The sequence below is a fragment of the Microbacterium sp. NPDC079176 genome (genome assembly GCF_040686675.1).
GTDB lineage: Bacteria > Actinomycetota > Actinomycetes > Actinomycetales > Microbacteriaceae > Microbacterium.
Map to the genome: position 1 here is coordinate 153,773 of NZ_JBFBLM010000004.1, position 23,541 is coordinate 177,313.

General features: G+C 69.2%; 22 protein-coding genes and 1 riboswitch. Of the genes, 6 read left to right on the plus strand and 16 right to left on the minus strand.

Annotated features, from left to right (window positions below):
• Positions 1 to 46 precede the first annotated feature (46 nt).
• Complete coding sequence (locus AB0P11_RS11180; RefSeq protein ID WP_171821895.1) at positions 47 to 1,012, plus strand: ROK family protein; 966 nt, start codon at positions 47 to 49, stop codon at positions 1,010 to 1,012.
• Positions 1,005 to 1,784: a glucosamine-6-phosphate deaminase gene (nagB, locus tag AB0P11_RS11185; RefSeq protein ID WP_363521983.1), complete on the plus strand. Its 780-nt coding sequence runs from the start codon at positions 1,005 to 1,007 to the stop codon at positions 1,782 to 1,784. The genes AB0P11_RS11180 and nagB overlap by 8 nt, the downstream gene beginning before the upstream one ends.
• Positions 1,785 to 1,796: 12 nt before the next feature.
• Here nagB and AB0P11_RS11190 read toward each other — a convergent pair whose 3' ends face one another.
• The 6 genes from AB0P11_RS11190 to AB0P11_RS11215 all read right to left on the minus strand — a co-directional run bounded on the left by AB0P11_RS11190 (position 1,797) and on the right by AB0P11_RS11215 (position 9,318).
• Entirely contained in the window at positions 1,797 to 2,204 is a 408-nt protein-coding gene (locus tag AB0P11_RS11190) for an NUDIX domain-containing protein (RefSeq protein ID WP_363521985.1), read from the minus strand.
• Positions 2,197 to 3,561: an FAD-linked oxidase C-terminal domain-containing protein gene (locus AB0P11_RS11195; RefSeq protein WP_363521987.1), complete on the minus strand. Its 1,365-nt coding sequence runs from the start codon at positions 3,559 to 3,561 to the stop codon at positions 2,197 to 2,199. The genes AB0P11_RS11190 and AB0P11_RS11195 overlap by 8 nt, the downstream gene beginning before the upstream one ends.
• Positions 3,558 to 3,929, minus strand: a complete 372-nt coding sequence (locus AB0P11_RS11200; RefSeq protein ID WP_053095398.1) for a YrdB family protein — start codon at positions 3,927 to 3,929, stop codon at positions 3,558 to 3,560. Before AB0P11_RS11200 ends, AB0P11_RS11195 begins: the two co-directional genes overlap by 4 nt.
• Before the next feature lie 30 nt (positions 3,930 to 3,959).
• Complete coding sequence (locus tag AB0P11_RS11205) at positions 3,960 to 6,197, minus strand: sigma-70 family RNA polymerase sigma factor (RefSeq protein WP_363521989.1); 2,238 nt, start codon at positions 6,195 to 6,197, stop codon at positions 3,960 to 3,962.
• A gap of 428 nt (positions 6,198 to 6,625) precedes the next feature.
• The gene (nagA, locus tag AB0P11_RS11210) at positions 6,626 to 7,792 is read right to left on the minus strand and encodes an N-acetylglucosamine-6-phosphate deacetylase (RefSeq protein WP_053095400.1); all 1,167 of its coding nucleotides are present in this window, start codon (positions 7,790 to 7,792) and stop codon (positions 6,626 to 6,628) included.
• A complete protein-coding gene (locus tag AB0P11_RS11215; RefSeq protein WP_363521991.1) occupies positions 7,789 to 9,318 on the minus strand; it encodes a family 20 glycosylhydrolase in 1,530 nt (509 codons plus the stop codon). Before AB0P11_RS11215 ends, nagA begins: the two co-directional genes overlap by 4 nt.
• A 52-nt stretch (positions 9,319 to 9,370) precedes the next feature.
• A riboswitch (ZMP/ZTP riboswitch) is annotated at positions 9,371 to 9,455 on the plus strand.
• 35 nt (positions 9,456 to 9,490) lie between these two features.
• Between AB0P11_RS11215 and glyA the strand changes: the two genes are divergently transcribed.
• Together glyA and AB0P11_RS11225 are read left to right on the plus strand one after the other, a co-directional pair.
• A complete protein-coding gene (glyA, locus tag AB0P11_RS11220; RefSeq protein ID WP_053095402.1) occupies positions 9,491 to 10,765 on the plus strand; it encodes a serine hydroxymethyltransferase in 1,275 nt (424 codons plus the stop codon).
• Positions 10,762 to 11,640 (plus strand): bifunctional methylenetetrahydrofolate dehydrogenase/methenyltetrahydrofolate cyclohydrolase, encoded by an 879-nt coding sequence (locus tag AB0P11_RS11225; protein WP_056277410.1) that lies wholly within the window; start codon positions 10,762 to 10,764, stop codon positions 11,638 to 11,640. Before glyA ends, AB0P11_RS11225 begins: the two co-directional genes overlap by 4 nt.
• Positions 11,641 to 11,742: 102 nt before the next feature.
• Here the strand turns inward: AB0P11_RS11225 and AB0P11_RS11230 are convergent, their stop codons facing one another.
• Both AB0P11_RS11230 and AB0P11_RS11235 read right to left on the minus strand, forming a co-directional pair.
• Positions 11,743 to 12,297, minus strand: a complete 555-nt coding sequence (locus tag AB0P11_RS11230) for a hypothetical protein (RefSeq protein ID WP_056277411.1) — start codon at positions 12,295 to 12,297, stop codon at positions 11,743 to 11,745.
• Positions 12,298 to 12,358: 61 nt separating this feature from the next.
• Entirely contained in the window at positions 12,359 to 12,919 is a 561-nt protein-coding gene (locus AB0P11_RS11235; protein WP_363521994.1) for a TetR/AcrR family transcriptional regulator, read from the minus strand.
• 65 nt (positions 12,920 to 12,984) lie between these two features.
• Between AB0P11_RS11235 and AB0P11_RS11240 the strand changes: the two genes are divergently transcribed.
• Positions 12,985 to 13,461, plus strand: a complete 477-nt coding sequence (locus tag AB0P11_RS11240; protein ID WP_056277414.1) for a DUF4188 domain-containing protein — start codon at positions 12,985 to 12,987, stop codon at positions 13,459 to 13,461.
• A 20-nt stretch (positions 13,462 to 13,481) separates the two neighbouring features.
• Here AB0P11_RS11240 and AB0P11_RS11245 read toward each other — a convergent pair whose 3' ends face one another.
• From AB0P11_RS11245 to AB0P11_RS11280, 8 genes are read right to left on the minus strand one after another with little or no spacing between them, the layout of a single operon-like run.
• Positions 13,482 to 14,204 (minus strand): DUF6882 domain-containing protein, encoded by a 723-nt coding sequence (locus AB0P11_RS11245; RefSeq protein ID WP_187250108.1) that lies wholly within the window; start codon positions 14,202 to 14,204, stop codon positions 13,482 to 13,484.
• Positions 14,205 to 14,226: 22 nt separating this feature from the next.
• Positions 14,227 to 15,474, minus strand: coding sequence for an MFS transporter (locus AB0P11_RS11250; protein WP_363521996.1), 1,248 nt, complete (start codon positions 15,472 to 15,474; stop codon positions 14,227 to 14,229).
• A gap of 58 nt (positions 15,475 to 15,532) precedes the next feature.
• Positions 15,533 to 16,336, minus strand: a complete 804-nt coding sequence (locus tag AB0P11_RS11255) for an HpcH/HpaI aldolase/citrate lyase family protein (RefSeq protein WP_363521998.1) — start codon at positions 16,334 to 16,336, stop codon at positions 15,533 to 15,535.
• Entirely contained in the window at positions 16,321 to 17,106 is a 786-nt protein-coding gene (locus AB0P11_RS11260; RefSeq protein ID WP_295102880.1) for a fumarylacetoacetate hydrolase family protein, read from the minus strand. The genes AB0P11_RS11255 and AB0P11_RS11260 overlap by 16 nt, the downstream gene beginning before the upstream one ends.
• A 50-nt stretch (positions 17,107 to 17,156) precedes the next feature.
• The gene (gene hpaD, locus AB0P11_RS11265) at positions 17,157 to 18,320 is read right to left on the minus strand and encodes a 3,4-dihydroxyphenylacetate 2,3-dioxygenase (protein WP_053095410.1); all 1,164 of its coding nucleotides are present in this window, start codon (positions 18,318 to 18,320) and stop codon (positions 17,157 to 17,159) included.
• 13 nt (positions 18,321 to 18,333) lie between these two features.
• Positions 18,334 to 19,830, minus strand: a complete 1,497-nt coding sequence (gene hpaE, locus AB0P11_RS11270) for a 5-carboxymethyl-2-hydroxymuconate semialdehyde dehydrogenase (RefSeq protein WP_053095411.1) — start codon at positions 19,828 to 19,830, stop codon at positions 18,334 to 18,336.
• Positions 19,827 to 20,513 (minus strand): GntR family transcriptional regulator, encoded by a 687-nt coding sequence (locus tag AB0P11_RS11275; RefSeq protein WP_053095412.1) that lies wholly within the window; start codon positions 20,511 to 20,513, stop codon positions 19,827 to 19,829. The genes hpaE and AB0P11_RS11275 overlap by 4 nt, the downstream gene beginning before the upstream one ends.
• The gene (locus AB0P11_RS11280) at positions 20,510 to 21,964 is read right to left on the minus strand and encodes a fumarylacetoacetate hydrolase family protein (protein ID WP_320491365.1); all 1,455 of its coding nucleotides are present in this window, start codon (positions 21,962 to 21,964) and stop codon (positions 20,510 to 20,512) included. Before AB0P11_RS11280 ends, AB0P11_RS11275 begins: the two co-directional genes overlap by 4 nt.
• 154 nt (positions 21,965 to 22,118) lie before the next feature.
• Here AB0P11_RS11280 and AB0P11_RS11285 point away from each other — a divergent pair, with 154 nt between their 5' ends.
• Complete coding sequence (locus AB0P11_RS11285; protein WP_053095414.1) at positions 22,119 to 23,498, plus strand: MFS transporter; 1,380 nt, start codon at positions 22,119 to 22,121, stop codon at positions 23,496 to 23,498.
• Positions 23,499 to 23,541: the final 43 nt, after the last annotated feature.

Here is a 23,541-nt window from a genome sequence, read left to right on the forward strand (position 1 = left end):
GGAGCGACCGCGTCCCCGAGCCGAAGACGAGCAGGGGCACCATCCGATGACGGATGCGCTCGCCGTCGACCTGTCCGGTCGGCCCATACGAGTGGGCCTGGACGTCGGCGGAACCAAGATCGATGCCGTCGCGGTATCCGCGGACGGAGACATTCTGGCGCGCCTGCGCCGACCCACCGGCTGGGGTGAGGAGGCAGTCGTCGTCAGCATCCTCGAGACGGTCGATGCGCTCGCCGACGAGGGAGGATTCGCTCGCTCGTCGGTCAGATCGGTGGGCGTCGGGATCCCCGGGCTGGTCGACGCCGACACCGGTCGGGTGCTCCATGCCGTGAATCTCGGCGTCGAGTCCCTGGATCTCGCCGGGCGCGCCGGTCGACAGCTGGGTATCCCCGTCCGCGTGGAGAACGACGTGAAAGCGGCCGCCCTCGGGGCTGCGGTGCTGCGCGGCGTCGACGGGTCGATGGCCTATCTCAATCTCGGCACCGGGGTCGCTGCCGGGATCGTCGTCGACGGCACGATCTGGCGTGGCGCGCGAGGCACGGCCGGCGAGGTGGGGCACCTCTCGGTCGACCCGAACGGCCGTCTCTGCGGCTGTGGACAGCGCGGCTGCATCGAGACCTTCTGCGGCGGAGGCGCGCTCGCCCGAGCCTGGGATCGTCCCGGTGCGCTCCCGGTGCGCGACATCTTCGACGCAGCCGACACCGGTGACGAACGGGCGCTCGCGCTCCGCGCCGATCTCTTCCACGGCGGGGCCGCGGCGGTGCGTGCGCTCGTGCTCTCCGCCGACGTCGAACGCGTGATCATCGGCGGCGGCCTCACTTCGCTCGGCGACAGGCTCTACACGGGCATCCGCGACGCTCTCCGGTCCGATGCCGAGGCCTCGCCCTTCATGCGCTCGCTCCACCTGGACGACAGGATCGAACTGCTCCCTGCCGGCTCTCCCGCCGCGGCCTTCGGGGCCGCGGTCGTCGGCGCAACCACCCCCTCTAAGGAGACCGTTTCTCATGGCTGAAGTCGTCATCGTCGAGAACGCAGAAGCGGCAGGCGCGCTCGTCGCCGCCGAGATCGTCGAGCTGATCGACGGACGTGCGGACGCCGTGCTCGGCCTCGCCACCGGTTCGACACCCCTCCCCGTCTACAAGGCACTGCGAGACAGGCTCGCGGGTCGCGACGTCTCGCAGGTGCGCGGTTTCGCCCTGGACGAGTACGTCGGGATCGACCCCGCTCATCCCGAGAGCTACCGCTCGGTCATCACCCGCGAGGTCGTCGAGCCGCTCGGGCTCGACCCGCGACGGATCCATGTGCCCAACGGCGCACAGGCCACCATCCAGCACGCAGGTGACGACTACGAGGCCGCGATCGACGCGGCCGGAGGAGTGGATCTGCAGATCCTCGGCATCGGCACCGACGGACACATCGGCTTCAACGAACCCGGCTCGTCGTTCGCCTCGCGCACGCGCGTGAAGACCCTCACCGAGCAGACCCGCGACGACAACGCCCGCTTCTTCGACTCGATCGACGACGTGCCCATGCACTGCATCACCCAGGGGCTCGGCACGATCCTTCGCGCTCGGCACCTCGTGCTGCTCGCCTTCGGAGAGGGCAAGGCACAGGCCGTGGCGGATGCCGTCGAGGGGCCGCTGTCGGCCATCCTCCCGGGTTCGGCGATCCAGCTGCACCCGCACGCGACCGTCGTCGTCGACGAGGCCGCGGCGTCCCGGCTGAAGCTCGCCGACTACTACCGCTACACCTTCGCGAACAAGCCGAGCTGGCAGGGGATCTGACGCGGCCGGCTCTCAGGGGCGAGTCGTCGGCCACGCCAGCGGCAGCAGGTGCTCGATGCTGAGCGGCGCCAGCGGCAGCGTCTCGGCATCCGCGGGTGTGATCCATCGCAGCTCGGCGAGCTCCGCCTGGACGACGACCTCCGCCGCGGCGATGGACACCGAGAACGCGTCGGCCACGACTCGGTGACCGGGCTCGTTGGCCGCCTCGGAGACGAACGTGCCGAGCGGCTCCAGATCGACCTCATCCAGGCGAAGGCCGAGCTCTTCGTGCAGCTCGCGGATCAGCGTCTGCGACGGGGTCTCCCCGGGCTCGGGCTTGCCGCCGGGCTGCATGAAGCGCGTCGTGCCCTGCTTGCGCACGACGAGCACCCTGCCGGCGTCATCGACGATGACCGCGGCGCTGACGTGGATGTCAGGCATCGGGCGCGAAGACCTTGCCGGGGTTGAGGATTCCCAGCGGATCGAACACCCGAGTGATCTGACGCTGCAGCTCCCACTGGTCGTCTCCGAGCTCGTCGGCCAACCAGCGGCTCTTCAGCGTTCCGATGCCGTGCTCTCCAGTCAGCGTGCCGCCGAGCGCGATCGCGGCCCGGAACAGCTCGTCCGCCGCCGCCCAGACCTCAGCGGGAGGCTCTGCGCCCTCGAAGATGAAGTTCGGATGCAGGTTGCCGTCGCCCGCGTGAGCGACCGTGGGGATCGCCATCGAGTAGGCCTTCTCGATGCGGGCGATCTCGTCGAACATGGCGGGCATGGCGCTGCGCGGCACCGACACGTCTTCGATGAGGGTCGTGCCGAGCGCCGACATGGCGGGGTGCATGGCACGCCGGATGGCCAGGAGGCGCTCTCCTTCTTCGCGGTCATGGGAGACCTCGGTCACACCCTGATGAGCCGTCAGGATGTCGGAGATCATCGTCGCCTCGGCCACTGCCGCCGGACCATCGGTCTGGATCGTCAGCTGGGCGCTCCCGGCCACGGGCGAGGGAAGGTCGAGCAGGGCTGCGACGGCGGCGAGGCTCGCGGAGTCCATCAGCTCCATGATCGCCGGCTGCGCACCCGAGGCGGTGACCGCGGCCGAGGCGGACGCTGCGGCACGCACATCGGGGAAGACGGCCGTCACGGTGCAGGTCGTTCCCTCGACCAGTCGGCGCAGCTTGAGGGTGGCGCCGACGACCACGCCCAGCGTGCCCTCGGAGCCGATCACGAGCGAGGTGAGGTCGAGTCCTGTCACGCCTTTGACGCTGCGGTGGCCGAGGTGCAGCAGTCGGCCGTCGGCGAGAACCAGGTCGACACCGAGGACCGCGTCTCGCACGACGCCGTACTTCGCACAGAGCAGCCCACCCGCTCCGGTGGCGATGTTGCCGCCGACCGTCGAGATCGCACGGCTCGCAGGATCCGGCGCCCACCAGAGTCCGTGCTCCGCGAGTACGTCGTTGAGGTCGGCGTTGAGGATTCCGGGTTCGACGACGGCAAGCAGGTCGTCGGCCCGGATCTCGTGGATCGCGGTCATCCGGCGAGTGGACAGCACGATCTCGCCATCGCCGCCGTTCGCCGCGCCGGCGAGACCGGTGCCGGCGCCACGCACCACGACAGGGGTCGCCGTCTCGGTCGCGATGCGCATCACCGTCTGGACGTGCGCGACCGTCTCGGCGTGCACGACCGCGAGCGGCCGCCCGGGCGCCGCATGCCCGGATCTGTCGGCGCGGGCTTCTTCGAGGACCGTCGCATCGGTGTCGACGATGTCGCCGAGCGCGGCGACGAGCAGGTCGAGGGCGCTCATCGGATGCGACGCCGGCCGCTCACGACGCCGGCGCCGACGGCGACCACGGCGAACGCGATGCCGATGAGGGGCTGGTCCATCAGCCACCACGCGATCGTGACGCCGACGTAGATCAGCAGCTCGACGACGACGCGAAGGAACGGATGCAGTCGCAGGACGGGTCGCGGCGAGAGGAAGAGCGCCCAGATCAGGATCACGACGACCGGAGCCCCGATGCCGAGGATGACGTTGTACGGGAAGGGCCAGGTGGCGAATCCCCACAGGGCGAGGGTGCCCACTGCGACGATCAGGACGACCGATCGGACGACGTCGAGAGCGGTGATGGTGGGGCGGTCGACGCCGGGAACGGAGGCGGGATCCTGGGACATGGATCCAGTCTATTCGCCGCCGATGGCGGGTCAGAGCGCGGGCGCGGCCTCGTCTGCGGCCACCTGGTCGACCGGCGCGGTCTGGTCGGCGGGCGCGGTGTCGTCAGCGGGGGCCGGCTCTGCCGGAAGGGCGGTCTGGTCCTCGGTCACGGGCTCTGCCGGAGGAGCGGTCTCGACGGGAGCGGCCGGGGCCTCCGTCTCGGGTGCCGGCGTCTCAGGGGACGCCTCGGCGTCCGGGGACTCGGTCGGGGCAGCGGGTGCTGCCTCGTCCGTCGGCTCGGGGATCGGCGCGATAGCGTCGTCCGGAGTCGGCTCGGAGGGTACCGTCTCGGCGGGATCCGCAGCCGGCCCTCCGCACGAGGGAGCGAGGGCCACGGAACCGAGGGTCACCCCGAGAGCCGAGAGGCTCGTGGTCGTCGGCAGCATCGGACCGGACGCCGTCACGTAGTGGACCTCGAGGGGCGCGCCGAGGAGAATCTGGACGAGACCGGGGCGCAACTCGATCGTGCCGGTCCCTGCGTCACTCAGCGATGTGCCGTCGACGCCGCCGCGGCGTCCGCCGAGCAGCGCTTCGATGTCCGCGCCCGGTTCGCCGGACACATTCACGGTCACATAGGTGACAGCGCGTGCGTCGAGGCAGATGCTCGCGAGGCTCACTTCGATCGGAGTCGTCGGCGCGGCCGGTTCCGTGGGGTTCTCGCCGGGGGTTTCGCCGCCGGGGGTTTCTCCGGGGTTCTCGCCGGGGGTTTCGCCGCCGGGGGTTTCTCCGGGGTTCTCGCCGGGGGTTTCGCCGCCGGGGGTTTCTCCGGGGTTCTCGCCGGGGGTTTCGCCGCCGGGGGTTTCTCCGGGGGTCTCTCCGGGGTTCTCGCCCGGGACCTCGCCATCGGGGTTCTCGCCGTCGGGGTTCTCGTCGTCAGGCTCTTCGTCCACGGGAGGGGACGTGGACTCGGGCAGTGCCGGCGCGGTCGACTCGGTCGGGGCCGGGGGTGAGACGATCGCCGGCGCGATGTCCTCAGCGGGCTGGGGGGTGACGGGTGCTTCGACGGGCGGGGTGACGGGCTCGGGCTCGGTCTCCGCTTCATCGACGATCGGCGTCTTGTCGTCGGACATCGACTCGTCGGGCCCGACGTCTGCACTGATCGACGAGGAATCGCTGTCGCCCGCACTCGGCATCGATGCCGCGGGCGTCGCGCCCGTGAGGCTCGGGATGATTGTGGCGGCCGCCACGACGCCGGCGACCACGAGGGCCGCCGATCCTGCGCTGACGAGCGCACCGACTCCGCTGAAGATGCCTCCGGTCGCCGTGCCACCGGCTCCGCCACCGGTCGCTGTGCCTGCGCCGGTCGCGCCGGCTCCACCGGTGCCGCTCGACGATCCGGCGGCGGCTGTTCCGCCTCCCGCAGCCACGACAGCTCCCTCGGTGATCCCCGAGGGCATGGCCGCGAGCGCGACGATGGGCGTACCGCCACCCTGGAGGGTGGCGAGGTAGCCTGCGGAACCCGTGACTCCGAGGACGAGCGGCAGCAGCACGAGGGCCAGCCGCTTGGAGACGTCCTTCGCCTCAGCCGCGACGATCATGCAGCGTGCGCACTGGTCGAGGTGCTGCTCGAGACGGTTGTGGTCTCGCGTGCTGAGGTTGCCGCGCGAGTAGGCACCCAGGTGCTCGATGGTCCACCGGCAGTCGGAACCTTCGGCCGCGCTGCGGAGGTGAGCCTGGATCCACGCTTCGCGAAGTCCTTCACGCGCTCTGAAAGCCAGCTGCGAGACGGCGCCGGACTTCATGCCGAGCAGGGTCGCGGCCTCCTGCGGCTTCATCTGCTCGATCTCTGTGTACCAGAGCACTTCCTGCCAGCGGGAGGGCAGGCTGCGGAACGCCTGCGCAGTCAGGCTGCGATCGAGGGCCTCGTTGGCGGCCTGGTCTGTGCTGTCGGGATCGGCGACGGAGTCGAGCTCGTCGATGGCGGACTCGCGTCGAGAGCGGCCCCACGCGGCGGCGGTGTTGCGGATGCTCGTGAACAGGTAGGCGCGGAACGATCCGTTCGGTCCGCCGCCCTTGATGATCGCCTGATAGATGCGGGTGTAGGACTCCTGCACGAGGTCGTCGGGGTCGATCGACGACGTGATAGATCGCGCGACCGACATGCCGGAGGGATAGTGCCGCCTCCACAGTTCGCCGAAGGCCGCCGCGTCACCCGAGCGGGTGCGCAGGACGAGATCGGCGTCGGCGATCGTTTCCTCGTGTGAAGTGCTGTCCTGATCCACTGTCATCCATCTGTCGTGGAGCGCGAGTGCGCCTCCACATGAAGAGACGCGTGAACCCCATTTTCATCACGCGTCATCTCCATTCTCTCTCCTATCTCTCAGGCTTGCCACCCCTTCTCGAAAAGTGCTCGCAGAAGACCGGGGGCGAATAAAGACCTGATCACGGGCAGATCAGTCGGGCGCGCGGAAGAACCGTGAAAAAAGATCTGAGAAATCGCGTAATGAATCGGCGTCGACGTCGTCTCATCACTAGAGACAGCCATGGGGCTCCACCGGGGGGCGGAGCTCAGGCGCTGGTGCAAGGGGTAAGTGCACCGGCATGGTGGGTCGGGCACCTCGGGGGAGGAGCGCTCGGCCCGCCAGCTCTCGCAACGTGGGGGGAATTGTGACGGGGTCGCCGATCTGGGGAACGGCGGCCCCTCACCCGCACCGGGCTACGGCCGGTCGCCGACCCACACGCGAGCGACCTGCAGCTGTGCGTTCAGCAGCACCGCGTCAGCGACGAACCCGACCGCCAGGCGACCGATCCGGTCGCCGTATCCGATCGCTCCCGCCGGTGTCTCGGTGAGCGCCCGGACGGCTTCCGTGAGAGGTGCGCCCGCCGCGGTCGCCCTGCGCAGCGCCACGTCGAGGGTGAGCGTCGACCCCGCGATCGATCCCGTGTCGTCCGCGCGCGCGATGCCGTCGAGGACCGTCACGCTCACCGCACCCAGGTCGTAGTGCCCGTCGGCGCTGCCGGCAGCCGCCATGGCATCCGTGATGAGTGCGACGCGACCGGGTGCCGAGTCGAACACGAGCTTGACCACGTGCGGGTCGAGGTGGATGTCGTCGGCGATCACCTCGAGCACGACGCGGCGGTCGGCCGCCGCCGCCAGTACCGGCCCCGGCGCTCGGTGATGGATTCCGGGCATGGCGTTGAAGGCGTGGGTCAGCACGGAGGCGCCGGTCTCGAATGCCGCGTCCGCAGTCGCGGCATCCGCACTCGTGTGTCCCACCGCTGCGACAGCGCCGGCGTCCACGATCATCCGGATCGCCTCGAGACCGCCGGGGAGCTCCGGTGCGATCGTCACCTGCCGGATCGTCCCGCGGCCGGCGTCGAGCAGGCGGGCGACGTCGTCTCGTGTCGGAGTGCGCAGCAGCGACGGCTCGTGAGCTCCGTGGTGCGCCGGGTCGAGGAACGGCCCTTCCAGATGCGAACCCAGGATGTCGGCATCCGACTCCATCAGGTCGGCGATCTGCGCCACGCGTCGAGCGAGGGCGTCGACGGGGGCGGTGACGAGGGAGATCACCGATCGTGTCGTGCCATGAGCGCGGTGCAGAGCGCGAGCCGAGCGGATCGCCTCCGGCCCGTCGTCGAACGACGCTCCGGCGCCGCCGTGGCAGTGGATGTCGATGAATCCGGGTGTGAGCACGGCATCCGGCCCGGCGACGACGGTCGCGTCGACGACCTCATCGGCGGGGGCCCACGTCTGGCCGGTGCCGAGAGCGGCGACCCGCCCGTGTTCCATGCGAACCCAGGCGTCCGCGACCTCGACGCCGTGGTCGATCAGTCGGGCCGAGTGGATGACGACCGATCCCGTCGCTGTCGAAACGGATGTCATCGCTCGCTCCAGGGGATCTCGTCTGCGGGGTGGAAGTCCACGCCCTCAGCCTTCCACAGCGGGGCGAGTGCGCCGAGTCGCCCGCGGAACGACTCCCAGTCCCGGCCGTCGGCGTCGCGCGGTGACCACGCGACCTCCGCCTGAGCGGCGGCCCGCGGAAAGACCAGCTGCTCGACCTCGCTCAGGGTGCGGGTGGTCTCGCTCCACAGCGGAGCCTCGATGCCGAGGATCGCGGACTCCGGGACGTCGAGCACAGCGGTCGGCTCCCACTCGTACGCCCTGCGGACATCGATGATCGCGGCCCAGGTGAGTCCGAGCGGAAAATCCTCGGTGTACTTCATGTCGAGGTAGGCGACGTCGGCGGTCGACATGATGAGCGCCCCGCCGCGCTCGACGAAGTGCGCCGCCTCCTCAGCGTGCGATCCCTCGGGCGTCGTCTTGCCCCAGTACTGGCCGATCGTCCCCTCGGCGATGTCCTTCGCTGCGCCCACCTCGTGCCAGGCGACGGGGATCTTGCCCTCCTCGAACACGATCGCGGTGGCGCGCTCGACGAACAGATCGAAGTCCGCCTGCGGGGTGCCGAGAGACTCGTCGCCGCCGATGTGGATGTACGGACCCGGGGTCATCTCGGCGAGCTCGCGCACGACGTCACGGACGAACTCGTAGGTGCGCTCTTCATGGATGCGGACGCTCGAGTGCCCGACGCCCCACCCGAGATAGGGCTCGCCTGCGACGGGGAGCGGCTGCCCCAGGCGCGCCGATTCGGCGATCAGGCTGTCGTTCATGACCGGATCCTCGACGAGCTCCGGATACGCGACGCCGATGGCGTGCGTGTGACCGGGGAGGTCGATCTCAGGGATCACGACCATGTGCCGCTCAGCGGCGTACGCGACGATCTCGCGATAGTCGTCCTTCGTGTAGAAGCCGCCGGGGTCGCCGAGGGAGGCCGTCGACGAGGCGAGCTCGGTGAGCTTCGGCCACGAGTCGATCTGGATGCGCCAGCCCTGGTCGTCGCTGAGGTGCAGGTGCAGGTGATTGAACTTCAGGGCACTGGTGCTGTCGATGAACTTCTTGACCTCATCGACGTCGAAGAAGTGACGCGTGACGTCGAGCATGACGCCGCGACGTGCGAATCGTGGCGCGTCGGTGATCTCGGCGCGCAGGAACGCCCATCCCTCGTCGTCCTCGCGGAGCAGTTGCAGCAGCGTCTGCATGCCGTAGAAGAGTCCGGCCTCGTCGCCGCCCACGATCTCGACGGAGTCGCCGACTGTGAGCCCGTATCCTTCGGGCGCCGTGGTGGGGTCGATCCGCAGGACGATCGTCGACGCGACGCCGTCGCCGGCGCCGTCGCTGTCCGTCGAGTGCGACAGCCGGATGCCGCTGCGGCGCGCGACGGCGTCGATGAGCTGGGCCGCCGCGGGGGAGTCGCCGATGACTCGCAAGCCGTCGGAGACGGGCAGCCGACCATCCACGGCGATGGAGGAAGCGGGAAGAGGAACAAGGGGCATGGAATGGGGAAGGACCATGAACAAAACCTACCGTGCGCAGAGTCGGCAGCACAGGGAAATCCGCTATGCTTTCTCACGTCGCGACTGGCGTCTGGGTGGACTACCACCGGGGAGCGACTGACCACGGAATTCGACCGCGCGCCTGGGCCGATAGGTACACCCTTCGAATCCGTTGTCAGAGGAGCATGTCATGACCGACCGTTACTTCAACGCCCCACTCTCCGAGGTCGACCCCGAGATCGCACAGGTCCTCGACCGAGAGCTCGCACGGCAGCAGACGTTCCTCGAGATGATCGCATCCGAGAACTTCGTGCCCGTCTCCGTGCTCCAGTCCCAGGGCTCGGTGCTGACGAACAAGTACGCCGAGGGATACCCCGGCCGTCGTTACTACGGCGGCTGCGAAGAGGTCGACGTCGCGGAGGAGCTCGCGATCCAGCGCGCCAAGGACCTGTTCGGCGCGGAGTTCGCCAACGTCCAGCCGCACTCGGGAGCATCCGCGAACGCCGCCGTGCTGCACGCGATCGCTCGGCCCGGCGACACGCTGCTCGGCCTCGCCCTCGACCAGGGCGGTCACCTCACTCACGGCATGAAGATCAACTTCTCCGGCCGCCTGTACGACATCGTCGCCTACGGCGTCGACCCCGAGACCTCGACCATCGACATGGACGAGGTGCGTCGCCTCGCCCTCGAGCACAAGCCGAAGGTCATCATCGCCGGCTGGTCGGCATACCCGCGCACGCTCGACTTCGCCGCCTTCCGTGCGATCGCCGACGAGGTCGGCGCGCTGCTCTGGGTCGACATGGCGCACTTCGCCGGCCTCGTCGCCGCCGGCCTCCACCCGAACCCGGTGCCGCACGCGCACGTCGTCTCGTCGACCGTGCACAAGACGATCGGCGGCCCCCGTTCGGGCTTCATCCTGACGAACGACGCCGACCTCGCGAAGAAGCTCAACACGGCTGTGTTCCCGGGGCAGCAGGGAGGCCCCCTGATGCACGTGATCGCCGCGAAGGCGACGGCGTTCAAGCTCGCGGGCACCCCGGAGTTCAAGGAGCGCCAGGAGCGCACGCTGCGCGGAGCGTCCATCCTCGCCGAGCGTCTCTCGCAGCAGGATGTGAAGGATGCCGGCATCGGAGTGCGCTCCGGCGGCACCGACGTGCACCTGGTGCTCGTCGACCTGCGTGACGCCGCGATCGACGGCAAGCAGGCCGAGGACCTGCTGCACGACATCCACATCACCGTCAACCGCAATGCGGTGCCGAACGACCCGCGCCCGCCGATGGTCACCTCGGGTCTGCGCATCGGGACGCCGGCACTCGCCACCCGCGGCTTCGGCGACGCCGAGTTCACTGAGGTCGCCGACGTGATCGCACTCGCGCTGCTCCCCGGCGCCGACGTCGAGGCGCTCCGTGCGCGTGTCGATGCGCTCGCCGCAGGCTTCCCGCTCTACCCGGACCTGCAGCAGTGACCGCGAAGATCCTCGACGGCAAGGCGGCGTCGGCCGCGATCAAGGCCGAGCTCACCGAACGGGTCGCCGCGCTGAAGGCGAAGGGCGTGGTGCCCGGCATCGCGACCGTTCTCGTCGGAGCCGACCCGGCATCTCAGCTCTACGTCGGTATGAAGCACCGTCAGTCCGAGGCGATCGGGATGAACTCGATCCAACGCGAGCTGCCGGCCGATGCCACCCAGGCCGACGTCGAGGCGCTGATCGACGAGCTCAACGCCGATCCGGACTGCCACGGATACATCGTGCAGCTGCCGCTGCCGAAGCACATCGACACGGACGCGATCCTCGAGCGGATCGACCCGGCGAAGGATGCGGACGGACTGCACCCGACCAACCTCGGTCGACTCGTGCTCAACGTCAACAACCCGATCCACACCCCGCTGCCGTGCACGCCGCGCGGTGTCATCGAGCTGCTGCTGCGCAACGGCTACGACTTCGCCGGCAAGCACGTCGTGGTCGTCGGACGAGGTGTGACGATCGGTCGCTCGATCGGCCTGCTGCTGACGCGACGCGACCTGAACGCCACGGTCACGCTCACGCACACCGGCACGGTCGACATGCCGCGGTACCTGCGGGAGGCCGACGTCATCGTCGCCGCCGCGGGCGTCAAGCACCTCATCCGCGCCGAGGACGTCAAGCCGGGCGCCGCCGTGCTCGACGTCGGCGTGACACGCGAGACCGACCCCGAGACGGGCAAGAACCTCGTCTTCGGAGACGTGCACCCGGATGTCGCCGAGGTCGCGGGCTGGGTGTCGCCGAACCCGGGCGGAGTCGGTCCGATGACCGTCGCCCTGCTCATGACCAACGTCGTCGAAGCGGCGGAACGCCTGGTCTGACCGTCGCCGGTCTCGATCTGCATCGTCGGTCCCGATCCGTGGACTTCCCCTTCCGATCCGCCTGCGGATCGGGGTGAGGCCCGGGATCGGGACCGTCTGCGTTCAGCCCAGCTCGTCGAGCATCCGCCGCTGCTCCGGGGTCAGACCGTCGTGGAGCTCCTCCCGCGCCTCCGCGGCGGCGGTCGTCTCCGGGGCGGGCGTGGAGGCTGCGGGCGCCGGCTTGCGGCGCGACACCTTGCCCTGCACGGCGTCGTACAGCTCGCCGGCCTTCGCCCGCAGCCTGTCGTCGACCTGGTCGTAGATCATCCAGCCGAACAGCAGGAAGAGCGGCGGGAGCGCGTAGCTCCAGAAGCCCGAGGCTCGGACGCCGCTCAGCCAGACGACGGCCACCCAGATGAGCAGCTCGACGAGATAGACGAGGACGTACTGGACGACCTTCTCGCCGGTCCTCGTGCGATCGGCCGCGGACTTCGCCGCCGCGTTGCGGAACGCCGCGGTGAGCAGCGGCTTCACGAAGAGCGCTGCGAGCGTCAGGATGACGGCCGCCCACAGCGCGGTGAACCCGACAGAGACCCCCGACGACAACAGGCCGATGAGCAGCAGCACCGCGACGTTGAACACGTAGAGCGCGGCGAACCGGACGATTCCGTTCTTCATCTGACCAGAATTCCACACACTCTCGGATGCCGCGGCATCTCCGTGCGGAGCCTGGTGGGGATCAGCGCGCGGGAAACGCGCGTTCGACCGCATCGACCACGGTGCCGTAGACGGAGTCCCACGGGACGAGCGGGGGAGTGACCCCGGCGAGTTCGAGGCTCACGGCTCCATGCACCTGCGCCCAGACGGTGAGAGCGGCGGCCATGACCTGCGGTTCGTCGACGCGGGCCGCGAGCGCGCGCACGAGCGGCGCCATCGCCGTGCTCATGGTCGCGTCATCGGGGCGGCAGTCCTCGGTCGCCACTCCGCCGCCGAACATGAGGCGGTAGAGCGCGGGATTCTCCATCGCCCACGTCCGATACGCGAATCCGAGTGCGCGGAGCCCTTCCGGTTCGGCCGTGGCCTGCGCCTCGCCGAACGACGCGAAGCCGTGCTCGATGACCGCGACGAGCAGTTCGGTCTTCCCACCGAACAGCGCGTAGACCGCTGAGGTCGAGGTGCCCGCGGTCTGTGTGATGTCGCGGAGACTGATCCGCTCCGGGCCCTTGTCGTCGACCATCTCGGCCGTCGCGTCGAGCAGGCGGTCGCGCAGGGCGTCGTCGTACAGGGGAGGTCTTGCCATGGGATCGATCTTATCGTAACGTTGTTGCATAACGCAGTTACGTAACGATGTTCCAAGGAGAGCGCATGACTCAGCACGTCTTCCCCGGCAGGTTCACGGCCGCTCCGGAACGATCGGATGTGACGGTCTTCCTGATCGGGATGCGAGCCAATCGGTGGTGGCAGCTCGGCAGGGTGTGGCGCACGGCCAGCAAGATGCCCCCGATGCTGCAGCATCTCGCGACGCACCCGGAGGCGGGGATGCTCGGAGTGCACAGCTGGTTCGGTCGCACGACGATCCTGCTGTCGTACTGGGAGAGTCCGGAGCATCTGCAGCGGTTCGCCGCCGACCGCGACGCACCCCATCTGCAGCCCTGGCGCGACTTCATGCGCACGCTGCAGGGAACGGGGAGTGTCGGCGTGTGGCATGAGACCTATCAGGTGCCGACAGCGGATCTGGAGGCCGTCTACGTCGACATGCCGGCATTCGGACTCGCGGCGGCGACCGCGCACGTCCCCGTGGGGCCGGGCATGAAGACGGCGCGCCAGCGGATGGGTCGCTGACGCGCCGGCGTCATCAGAGCTCAGCCCTGGGGGTGCAGGCTGCTCTCGATGTTCGTGATGCGAGCCTGCTCGTCGAAGCGGAAGGTCGCAGTGCCGGTGCCGTCGGCGACCGTGGCCCCCGAGAACGCCTCGTCGGTCCACGTGAGGTTCCACCCGGCGAGACGGGCGGCGTCCCAGACCGCCGTCCGGGCATCAGGCAGAGCCAGGCCCGAGAGGATCCGCGGAAGGGCGATGGAGGCTGCGGCGACGGTCAGGGCGGGGAGCGGCGCATCGAGCAGGAAGACGGCGTACGTGCCCCCGCCGACCGGCGCGAGGTAGTAGGGCGCTCGACCGGTGAGCTCGACCGCGACCGCGCCGACCGTGTGGGCGGCTGCGGTGATCCAGTCGGCGTCGCCGGTGGCGTCCGCGGGGAAGGGGAGCTCCTGCTCGCTCAGCTCCGGGATGCCGTGCTCCCTGCCGTAATCGCGCAGCTGGCCGGCGATGCCGGCAGGGTCGCCCTGCGGGTGCGCCCACGCCCAGAGCAGCGAGCGGGGGCCGGGGGCGATCGTCGCGACGAGGTGGGCGCGGGCCACGAGCCGGCGCGTGGCATCGGCGTTCGAGGTGAAGGTGAGGGTGCCCGCCGCCATGTCGGCATCCCATCGATTGTCACCGAGGTCCTCGAGGGCGGTGGCCAGGGAGTCCTGACGGAGGGCGGAGAACAGTGCGGCACGGTCTGCGAGCGGCTGGAGCGCGGCGAAGGTCATGCCCACAGTCTCGCCCGGATTGCTATGAATCCGCCAACTCCGAGCGCGGGGACACTGCATCGGAGGGGCGGCCCATCCGCCAGACACTCGGTACCACCAGTGTCACGGCGGCGAGCACGGCATAGAGGATCCCCGAGGTGACCAGCACCGTCTCGACATCGCTGCGGGTGATCAGCCAGCCGTAGACGAGGGTGCCGATCGGCATCACGACGAAGCTGCCGAGCATGTCGTAGCTCGACACGCGGGACAGCTTGTCGCCCGGGATGTTCTCCATCATCGCGAGGTTCCACCCGGTGCTGAACACCTCGGCCCCGGCGCCGGCGAGGAAGGCGGCGATGGCGAGCAGCACCACCGCGGGGTGCACGCCGAGGACGGTGAGCGGGATCGCGAACGCGGCCATGCCGATCATGCCGTAGCGCAGGGGGCGTTTCAGCGGGAACCACATCAGGACGAGGGTCATGAGCAGGATGCCGACGCCTTCGGCGCTGACGACCCACCCCCAGCCGGCGATGCCGAGCCGTTCGTCGTTCTTGGCGATGTACGGACCGACGACGCCCCACGCGCCGATGTGGATCGCGTTCATGACCATGAAGGCGAGAACGATGACCCACAGCCACGTGCGACTCCAGAACTCCTGCCACCCGATCCTGAGGTCGTGGAACATCGTGGTTCCGCCCGCATGATCAGGCGGAGGCAGCCGGACCATCGCCAGGACGGGGATCGCGATGACCCAGCCGATCGCCTGAACGACCATGGCCCAGGCGGGGCCGGCCGCGGCCACGACGATGCCCGCGATGATCGGGCCGCCGATCGTGGTCGCCGAGCGCACGAACGACAGCATCGCGTTGGCCTGCTGCAGGTGCTCGGGGGAGGTCAGCTGCGGGATGATCCCCTGCATGGCGGGGAGGACGAACGCGGTGGACGCACCGTTCACCACCGACAGCAGAGCGAGCAGGGGAACCGTGGCTGTGCCGCTGAACAGGAGGGCGGCCATCGTGCCCACCGTCAGGATGTCGATGACGTAGCAGGACTGGATGATCAGCGCGCGAGGCAGCCGGTCGGCGATCACGCCGCCGAAGAGCAGGAAGACGATGTTGCTGACGGTGAAGGCGGCCAGGACCAGGGAGAGCGAGCGTGCGTCGTTGTCGATCTCGAGCACGGCGAAGGCCAGCGCGATCGACGACATCGACCCTGCGATCAGAGTGATGGCGCGGGCGAGGAAGAACCAGCGGAATCCTCGGTCCTGCATCGCTGCGAGGGCGCGGATCATGACGGCTCGTCGCTGCTCTGCATCCGTCAATCCTGCCACTCGAGGGCAGCGGCAGGCGTCAGTAGCTGGCGCGGGTCGTGTCGTCGGATGCCGGGATGAAGCGGGCGGCCAGAGCCTCGGATGCGCGTGCCAGCATCGCCACGTCGGCACCGACCGCCACGAAGTCCGCGCCGGCGGCGGTGTACGCATCGGCGGCGGAGGGATCGAAGGCGTTCACGCCGACGGGCGTGCCTGCGGCCGCGACCGCGGCGAACACCTGCTCGACGGCGGCGACGACATCCGGATGCGTCTGCTGGCCGAGCAGTCCCATCGACGCGGAGAGGTCGGACGGGCCCACGAACACGGCGTCCACGCCTTCGACCGCCACGATCTCGGAGGCGGCCTCCACCCCGGCGACCGTCTCGATCTGCACGGTGAGGGAGGTGTGCCGCGCCGAGTCGCGCAGGTAGCCGTCGACCCGGTTCCAGCGCGCGCTGCGGGCGAGCGCGCTTCCGACTCCTCGGACGCCCTCTGGCGGATAGCGGGTCGCCGAGACGGCCGCGCGTGCCTCCTCGGCCGACGAGACCATCGGGACGATGAGGTTCTGTGCTCCGAGGTCGAGGACCTGTTTGATCGCCACGGTGTCGTTGGACGGCACGCGCACCACCGGGGTGATCGGATAGGCGGCGACGACCTGCAGCTGCAGCAGCGTGGACTCGAGCGTGTTGGCCGAGTGCTCCATGTCGATCAGCAGCCAGTCGAGGCCCGAGCCCGCAGCCACCTCGGTGACGATAGAACTGCCGGAGCACGCCCACATCCCGATGAGCGGGCGATCGGAGGCGGCGAGATGCTCGCGGAAGGAGGGGCTCAGATGAAGCGGCATTCGATCGTTCCCATCGGTCCGTAGTCGCACAGCACCTGATCGCCGCGAGACACCCACATCGGGCGTGTGAACGATCCTGCCAGGATGACCTCGCCGGCCTCGAGACGCGCGCCGTGCTGGTGGAACTTGTTCGCGAGCCAGGCGACGCCGGTGGCGGGGTGGCCCAGCACGCCGGCGGCGACTCCGGTCTCCTCGATCTCGCCGTTGCGCGAGAGCACGCCGGGCACCCATCGCAGGTCGATCTCGTCCGGGCGCCTGTGCACATCGCCGAGGACCATGGCCCCGTAGGCGGCGTTGTCGCTGATCGTGTCGACGATCGTCCTGCCCTCGAGCTCGATGTGCGAGTTCAGCACCTCGAGCGCCGGCACGGCGTAGTCGATCGCGGCGAGGGCGTCGTCGAGCGTGCAGTCGGGCCCCTCGAGCGGATGCTTGAGCACGAACGCGAGCTCGACCTCGATCCGCACGTTCGAGAAGTGGTCGACCGGGATCTCGGCACCCGACTCGTAGACGGTGTCGTCGAACATCACCCCGTAGTCGGGCTCGGTGATGCCGGTGGCCTGCTGCATCGCCTTCGACGTCAATCCGATCTTGCGTCCGACGAGACGGCGTCCCGCGGCGATCTGCGAGTCGCGCCAGACCCCCTGGATCGCGTATGAATCCTCGACCGTCGCGTCCGGGTACCGGGCGGTGATCCGGGGGATCACGGAGTGGGTCCGGTCGGCCTCGGCGAGCTCTCCGGCGATCTGCGCGACGATGTCAGGTGACAGCATCCGTCTCTCCTCTGTGTGCGAACCTGCGTGCGAACCTGCGGATGAATCGATCAGAGCTGGTGGCCGAGCTTGTACTCGCCCTGCTTGTACTCCGGCATGGCCTCGTCGTCGCCGGGTCGCGTGTATGAGAAGCCGTCGGCGCCGATCGTGACGGCCATCTCGGAGTCGTCGGTGCGGGCGACGACGGGCTGGGGGTTGCCGTCGAGGTCGAGCACGAGCGAGGCCTCGGTGTACCAGGACGGGACGACCGGGTTGCCCCACCAGTCACGGCGCTGGTTGTCGTGCACATCCCAGGTGATGACGGGGTTGTCGGGGTCGCCCGTGTAGTAGTCCTGCGTGTAGACCTCGACACGGTGACCGTCGGGGTCGCGGAGGTAGAGGTAGAACGCGTTCGAGACGCCGTGACGGCCCGGGCCGCGCTCGATCGCGTCGGAGCGGCGGAGGGCTCCGAGCTTGTCGCAGATCGCCAAGATGTTGTGCTTCTCGTGCGTCGCGAAGCAGACGTGGTGCATGCGCGGACCGTCGCCGCCGGTCATCGCGGTGTCGTGCACGGTGGGCTTGCGACGCATCCATGCCGCATACACGGTGCCCTCATCGTCCTGGATGTCCTCCGTGACGCGGAAGCCCAGATCCTGCATGAACTTCACGGCACGGGGCACGTCGGGGGTGACCTGGTTGAAGTGGTCGAGTCGAACGAGCTCGCCCGGGATGTGCAGGTCGTAGCGCCACGACATGCGCTCGACGTGGTCGGACTGGTGGAAGAACTCGATGGGGAAGCCCAGCGGGTCGACCACGCGCACCGAGTCGCCGACGCCCTTGACGAAGCCCTCCGGGTTGCGGCGCACGTCGCAGCCGAGCTCGGTGTAGAACGCCACGGCGAGGTCGAGATCCTCAGCCGAGCGCACGCGGTAGGAGAACGCGGCGACAGCGGCGATCGGCCCCTTGCGCAGCACGAGGTTGTGGTGGATGAACTCCTCGGTCGAGCGGAGGTAGATCGCCTCGTCGTCCTCTTCGGTGACATACAGCCCCAGGACGTCGACGTAGAACACCCGCGAGGCCGCGAGGTCGGTGACGACCAGCTCCATGTAGGCGCAGCGCAGCACGTCCGGGGGAGTGCTCTCGGGCGTCGCGATCGGGTTGGCGGTCTCGATCGGAGCCTCCTGGCTCACGTAGTAGCCCGAGGAGGTCAGCGTCTTCGCAGTCTTGTCGGTCATGTCGGGTCCTTGCTCAGTTCTTGCCGAAGGTCGGGTTGTGCGCGCCGCCGAGCGTGATGTGCACGCTCTGCTGGTCGGTGTAGAAGTCGATCGAGCGGTAGCCGCCCTCGTGGCCCAGGCCCGAAGCCTTGACGCCGCCGAAGGGGGTGCGCAGGTCGCGCACGTTGTTGCTGTTCAGCCACACCATGCCCGCCTCCACGGACTGCGCGAAGTTGTGGGCGCGCTTCAGGTCGTTCGTCCAGATGTAGGCGGCCAAGCCGTACTTCGTGTTGTTCGCGAGCGAGAGCGCCTCGTCGTCGGAGTCGAACGGGGTGATGGCGACGACGGGGCCGAAGATCTCCTCCTGGAAGATGCGGGCATCGGGGGAGACGTCGGCGAACACCGTCGGCGCGACGAAGTTGCCCTCGTCGAAGCCCTCGGGGCGGCCGCCGCCGGCGACGAGGCGGCCCTCGGTCTTGCCGATCTCGACGTAGCTCATCACCTTGTCGTAGTGCTCGGGGTGCACGAGCGCGCCGACCTCGGTGGCCGGGTCGTGCGGGTAGCCGACCTTCACGCGCTTCGCCTGGGCGGCGTAGCGCTCGACGAACTCCTCGTAGATGGAGCGCTCGACGAGGATGCGGGAGCCGGCGGTGCAGCGCTCGCCGTTGAGGGAGAACACGCCGAAGATCGTCGCGTCGACCGCCGCCTCGATATCGGCATCGGCGAAGACGACGGCGGGGGACTTGCCGCCGAGCTCCATCGACAGGCCCTTGAGGAACGGTGCGGCGTTGCCGAAGATCAGCTGTCCGGTCGAGCTCTCGCCCGTGAACGAGATGAGCGGCACGTCGGGGTGCTTCACGAGGGCGTCTCCGGCGTCTTCGCCGAGGCCGTTCACGAGGTTGAACACGCCCTGCGGCAGCCCGGCCTCCTCGAAGATGCCCGCCCAGAGCGAGGCGGAGAGCGGCGTGAACTCGGCGGGCTTGAGCACCACGGTGTTGCCGGTCGCGAGTGCGGGGCCGAGCTTCCACGACTCGAGCATGAACGGCGTGTTCCACGGCGTGATGAGGCCGGCGACGCCGATCGGCTTGCGGTTGACGTAGTTCATCTGCTTGCCGGGAACCTTGAAGGCGTCATCGGACTGGGCGACGATCAGGTCGGCGAAGAAGCGGAAGTTCTCGGCCGCGCGGCGGGCCTGGCCGAGCGCCTGGGTGATCGGCAGGCCGGAGTCGTACGACTCGAGCTCGGCGAGGCGGGCATCCCGCGACTCGACGATGTCGGCGATCCTGTGCAGCACCCGCGAGCGCTCCCGCGGCAGCATCCGAGGCCAGGGGCCCTCGTCGAACGCGCGCGTGGCAGCGGCGACGGCGAGCTCGATGTCGGCCTTCTTGCCGGCGGCTGCGGTCGTGTAGGTCTTGTTCGTCACCGGATCGAGCACATCGAACGTGTCACCGTCGACGGAGTCGACGAACGCTCCGTCGATGTAGTGCTGGATGTGGTCGGGCAGGTCTGCGGGGATGCGGGAATCGGTCATGACTCGTCTCCTGAGTTGTGGTGAGAACGGGTGTGCAGCGCGTCGAGGAAGGCGTCCCTCGTGCGCAGGCGGTGATTGCGGGCGGCGAGCTCGATCTCGAGCGGGTCGGCGCCCGTTCGGATCAGCTCGAGGATCTGCGCGTGCTCCTCGACCGAGTGCTGAGCCCGGCCGGGCACGTAGGCGAAGGTCGAATCCCGGATGCCGGACAGCCGCGCCCAGCCACGGTGCACGAGGTCGAGCAGGTGCGGATTCGGGCAGGGTTCGAAGAGCAGCGAATGGAACTGCCTGTTGAGCTCGGTGAACGCATGGGCGTCGAGATGACCGAGCATCTGGATCATCCGCTCGTTCACCGCCTCCGCGGCGTCGAGCGCCTCGGCGTCGAGGAAGGGAGCGGAGAGGGCGGTGGCCGAGCCTTCGACCAGCCCGAGCGTCTGCATCGTGTGCGCGTATTCGCTCTCGTCGACGAGGGTCACCCGCGCGCCCACGTTGCGCTCGAACGTCACGAGGCCCTCGGCTTCGAGCCGGCGGATCGCTTCACGCACCGGCACGACGCTCATCCCGAGCTCTTCCGCCAACGATCCCAGCACCAGACGGTAACCGGGGCCGAAGACGTGTCCCGAGATCCGTGAGCGGATCCAGGCGTACGCCTGCTCCGACTTGCTGGAGTTCGCCACCGTCGTCATGAGCCGGCACCGGTGCCGGTGGCGGCTTCGTACTTCTCCCGCCACGCGGCGTTGAGCGGGAAGAGGCCGTCGACCGGATGTCCGGCGGCGACCTGCTCGGCGATCCACGCGTCCTCGATCTCCTGCGCGAGAGCATCGTCTGCGACCTGCTCGGCGAGCGAGGGAGGGATCACGATGACGCCGTCGCCGTCGCCCACGATGATGTCGCCCGGCTGGACCGTGGCGCCGCCGCACGAGATGGTGACGTCGGAGTCCCACGGCACGTGCCTGCGTCCGAGGACCGAGGGATGAGCGCCCTGCGAGAAGACCGGGAGGCCGATCTCGGCGACCGCATCGAAGTCGCGCACACCGCCGTCGGTCACGACTCCGGCGGCGCCGCGGGCGCGGGCGCGGAGCGCGAGGATGTCGCCCAGTGTTCCGGTGGTCGCGTCGCCGCGCGCTTCGATCACGATGATCTCGCCCTCGCCGACGGCATCGAACGCCCGCTTCTGGGCGTTGTATCCGCCGCCATGGCTCGCGAACAGGTCTTCTCTGAACGGCACGAAGCGCAGCGTCTTGGCTGTGCCGACGATCTTGCTGCCGGGGAGGTTCGCAGAGACGCCGTCGATGAAGCACGAGTGGTGTCCGCGCTTGCGCAGCTGCGACGAGAGGCCGGCTGTCGGAGCTTCCATCAGCTTGGCGCGGAGCTCGGGGGACAGCGCGGACGTGGCCTCAGGCGGCAGACCCGCGTCTTCGCGCGAGCCCCATGCCTCGGTGCGCTGCAGGTCGTCGACGGCGGGAAGCGAGCCGACCTCGGCGTCGAAGGGCACATCGCCCTGCGTGACGGTGGTCACCAGGCGTCCCGAGGAGGGGGAGCCCTCGGCATCCGGAGCATCCACCTCGATCTCGACCACATCGCCGGGGACGATCACGGAGGAACCCGCCGGCGTGCCGGTGAGGATGACGTCGCCGGGTTCGAGCGTGAAGTGCTGAGAGAGGTCGGCGACCAGCTGGGCGAGGGGGAAGATGAGGCCGGCGGTGGTGTCGTCCTGACGCAGGTCTCCGTTGACCCAGGCCCGGACACGCAGGGCCGCGGGGTCGACCGCGCGGGCGTCGATCAGCTCGGGACCGAGAGGCGTGTAGCCGTCGCCGCCCTTGGATCGCACGTTGGATCCCTTGTCGTTGGCGCGCAGGTCGTAGAGGCCGAGGTCGTTCGAGGCGGTGACCCAGCCGACATGGCTCCACGCGTCATCGAGCGAGACGCGGCGGGCAGGGGTGCCGATGACGAGCGCGATCTCGCCCTCGAAGGCGAGCAGCTCGGTGCCGGCCGGGCGCTCGACCGTGCCCCCGGAGACACCGACGGAACTCGCCGGCTTGAAGAAGTAGGAGGGAGCTGCGGGGCGCCGGCCGCGCTGGTCGGCACGGGAGGCGTAGCTCAGATGGATCGCGATGATCTTGCCGGGGCGGGTCATGGATGCCGTCACGGGGCGCCTCCTCGCGCTTCACGTCGACGCCTTGTGCGTCGTATTCGAAATCATATATCATCGTGTCACCCCTCGGCAAGCAACTCGACACACCTCGGACGCGAGCCGTGACAATGCGGTCACAATCAAAGGAGACACCCCTATGAGCGGGCAGTCACAGGCTGGGTTCACACCCACCGGAACCATCGCGACACCGGCCGATCGGCGCCGGGTCGTGTTCGCCACCGTCGTCGGCACCACGGTCGAGTGGTACGACTTCTTCATCTACGCCACGGCGGTCGGGCTGGTCTTCGGGCAGCTCTTCTTCGAGCCGCTCGGCGCGAACAGCGCGTTGATCGCCTTCGCCACCGTCGGCGTCAGCTTCCTCTTCCGCCCGCTCGGAGCGTTCCTCGCGGGACACTACGGCGACAAGCTCGGGCGCAAGACCGTTCTCATGTGGACGCTGATCCTGATGGGAGCGGCGACCGCGCTCATCGGAGTCCTGCCGACCTACGACGCGATCGGGATCGCCGCACCCATCCTGCTGGTGCTGCTGCGCATCCTGCAGGGCATCTCGGCCGGAGGCGAGTGGGGCGGTGCGGTGCTGATGGCCGTCGAGCACGCCCCGAAGAAGAAGCGCGGGATCTTCGGCGCATCGCCCCAGATCGGTGTGCCGCTCGGTCTGCTGCTCGCGTCGGGAGTGATGGCGCTGATGACGGCGATCGCCCCCGGAGACCAGTTCATCCAGTGGGGCTGGCGCATCCCGTTCCTGCTCAGCGTCGTCCTGATCCTGGTCGGCTACTACGTGCGCCGCAAGGTCGAGGAGAGCCCGGTGTTCATCGAGCTCGCCGAGCGCAAGGAGAAGGCGAGCATGCCGATCGTGCAGCTGTTCCGCAAGCACCTCCTGCTCGTCATCGTCGCCGCCCTCGTCTTCGCCGGCAACAACGCGGTCGGGTACATGACGACCGGCGGATACATCCAGGGCTACGCCACCAACCCCGAGGGCCCGATCGGTCTCGAGCGCGGACCGGTGCTGTGGGCGGTCACCGGCTCGGCCGTCACCTGGCTCATCACGACGCTCATCGCCGGGTGGCTGTCGGACCGCATCGGTCGGCGCACCACCTACATCATCGGCTGGGTGATGCAGCTCGTCGGTGTGTTCACGCTCTTCCCGCTCGTGAACACCGGCCAGGTCGGACTGCTGTTCGCCGGCCTCGCGATCCTCACGATCGGTCTCGGCTTCACCTACGGGCCGCAGGCGGCGCTCTACACCGAGCTCTTCCCCGCCAGCATCCGCTTCTCGGGCGTCTCGATCTCGTATGCGATCGGCGCCATCGCCGGCGGTGCGTTCGCGCCGACCATCGCGACCGCCATCGTGCAGGCGACCGGCTCGACGCAGGCCGTCACGTGGTACCTCGCCGGCATGACGCTGCTCGGCCTTGTGGCGACGCTGCTGCTGCGTGATCGCTCGGGCATCCCGCTGGGGCCGGATCACGAGGAGGAGCAGTCCGTGAGCCCGATCCGCGGGCTCGCCAGGGCCTGACCCGCATCCACGCACGAGCGCACGTCCGCCTGGCGGGCGTGCG

Bases quoted from the DNA above. Each gene is read 5' to 3' on its own strand.
- AB0P11_RS11180 (WP_171821895.1), top strand. From the start codon at position 47: ATGACGGATGCGCTCGCCGTCGACCTGTCCGGTCGGCCCATACGAGTG.
- nagB (WP_363521983.1), top strand. From the start codon at position 1,005: ATGGCTGAAGTCGTCATCGTCGAGAACGCAGAAGCGGCAGGCGCGCTC.
- AB0P11_RS11190 (WP_363521985.1), bottom strand. From the start codon at position 2,204: ATGCCTGACATCCACGTCAGCGCCGCGGTCATCGTCGATGACGCCGGC.
- AB0P11_RS11195 (WP_363521987.1), bottom strand. From the start codon at position 3,561: ATGAGCGCCCTCGACCTGCTCGTCGCCGCGCTCGGCGACATCGTCGAC.
- AB0P11_RS11200 (WP_053095398.1), bottom strand. From the start codon at position 3,929: ATGTCCCAGGATCCCGCCTCCGTTCCCGGCGTCGACCGCCCCACCATC.
- AB0P11_RS11205 (WP_363521989.1), bottom strand. From the start codon at position 6,197: ATGACAGTGGATCAGGACAGCACTTCACACGAGGAAACGATCGCCGAC.
- nagA (WP_053095400.1), bottom strand. From the start codon at position 7,792: ATGACATCCGTTTCGACAGCGACGGGATCGGTCGTCATCCACTCGGCC.
- AB0P11_RS11215 (WP_363521991.1), bottom strand. From the start codon at position 9,318: ATGGTCCTTCCCCATTCCATGCCCCTTGTTCCTCTTCCCGCTTCCTCC.
- glyA (WP_053095402.1), top strand. From the start codon at position 9,491: ATGACCGACCGTTACTTCAACGCCCCACTCTCCGAGGTCGACCCCGAG.
- AB0P11_RS11230 (WP_056277411.1), bottom strand. From the start codon at position 12,297: ATGAAGAACGGAATCGTCCGGTTCGCCGCGCTCTACGTGTTCAACGTC.
- AB0P11_RS11235 (WP_363521994.1), bottom strand. From the start codon at position 12,919: ATGGCAAGACCTCCCCTGTACGACGACGCCCTGCGCGACCGCCTGCTC.
- AB0P11_RS11240 (WP_056277414.1), top strand. From the start codon at position 12,985: ATGACTCAGCACGTCTTCCCCGGCAGGTTCACGGCCGCTCCGGAACGA.
- AB0P11_RS11245 (WP_187250108.1), bottom strand. From the start codon at position 14,204: ATGACCTTCGCCGCGCTCCAGCCGCTCGCAGACCGTGCCGCACTGTTC.
- AB0P11_RS11250 (WP_363521996.1), bottom strand. From the start codon at position 15,474: ATGATCCGCGCCCTCGCAGCGATGCAGGACCGAGGATTCCGCTGGTTC.
- AB0P11_RS11255 (WP_363521998.1), bottom strand. From the start codon at position 16,336: ATGCCGCTTCATCTGAGCCCCTCCTTCCGCGAGCATCTCGCCGCCTCC.
- AB0P11_RS11260 (WP_295102880.1), bottom strand. From the start codon at position 17,106: ATGCTGTCACCTGACATCGTCGCGCAGATCGCCGGAGAGCTCGCCGAG.
- hpaD (WP_053095410.1), bottom strand. From the start codon at position 18,320: ATGACCGACAAGACTGCGAAGACGCTGACCTCCTCGGGCTACTACGTG.
- hpaE (WP_053095411.1), bottom strand. From the start codon at position 19,830: ATGACCGATTCCCGCATCCCCGCAGACCTGCCCGACCACATCCAGCAC.
- AB0P11_RS11275 (WP_053095412.1), bottom strand. From the start codon at position 20,513: ATGACGACGGTGGCGAACTCCAGCAAGTCGGAGCAGGCGTACGCCTGG.
- AB0P11_RS11280 (WP_320491365.1), bottom strand. From the start codon at position 21,964: ATGACCCGCCCCGGCAAGATCATCGCGATCCATCTGAGCTACGCCTCC.
- AB0P11_RS11285 (WP_053095414.1), top strand. From the start codon at position 22,119: ATGAGCGGGCAGTCACAGGCTGGGTTCACACCCACCGGAACCATCGCG.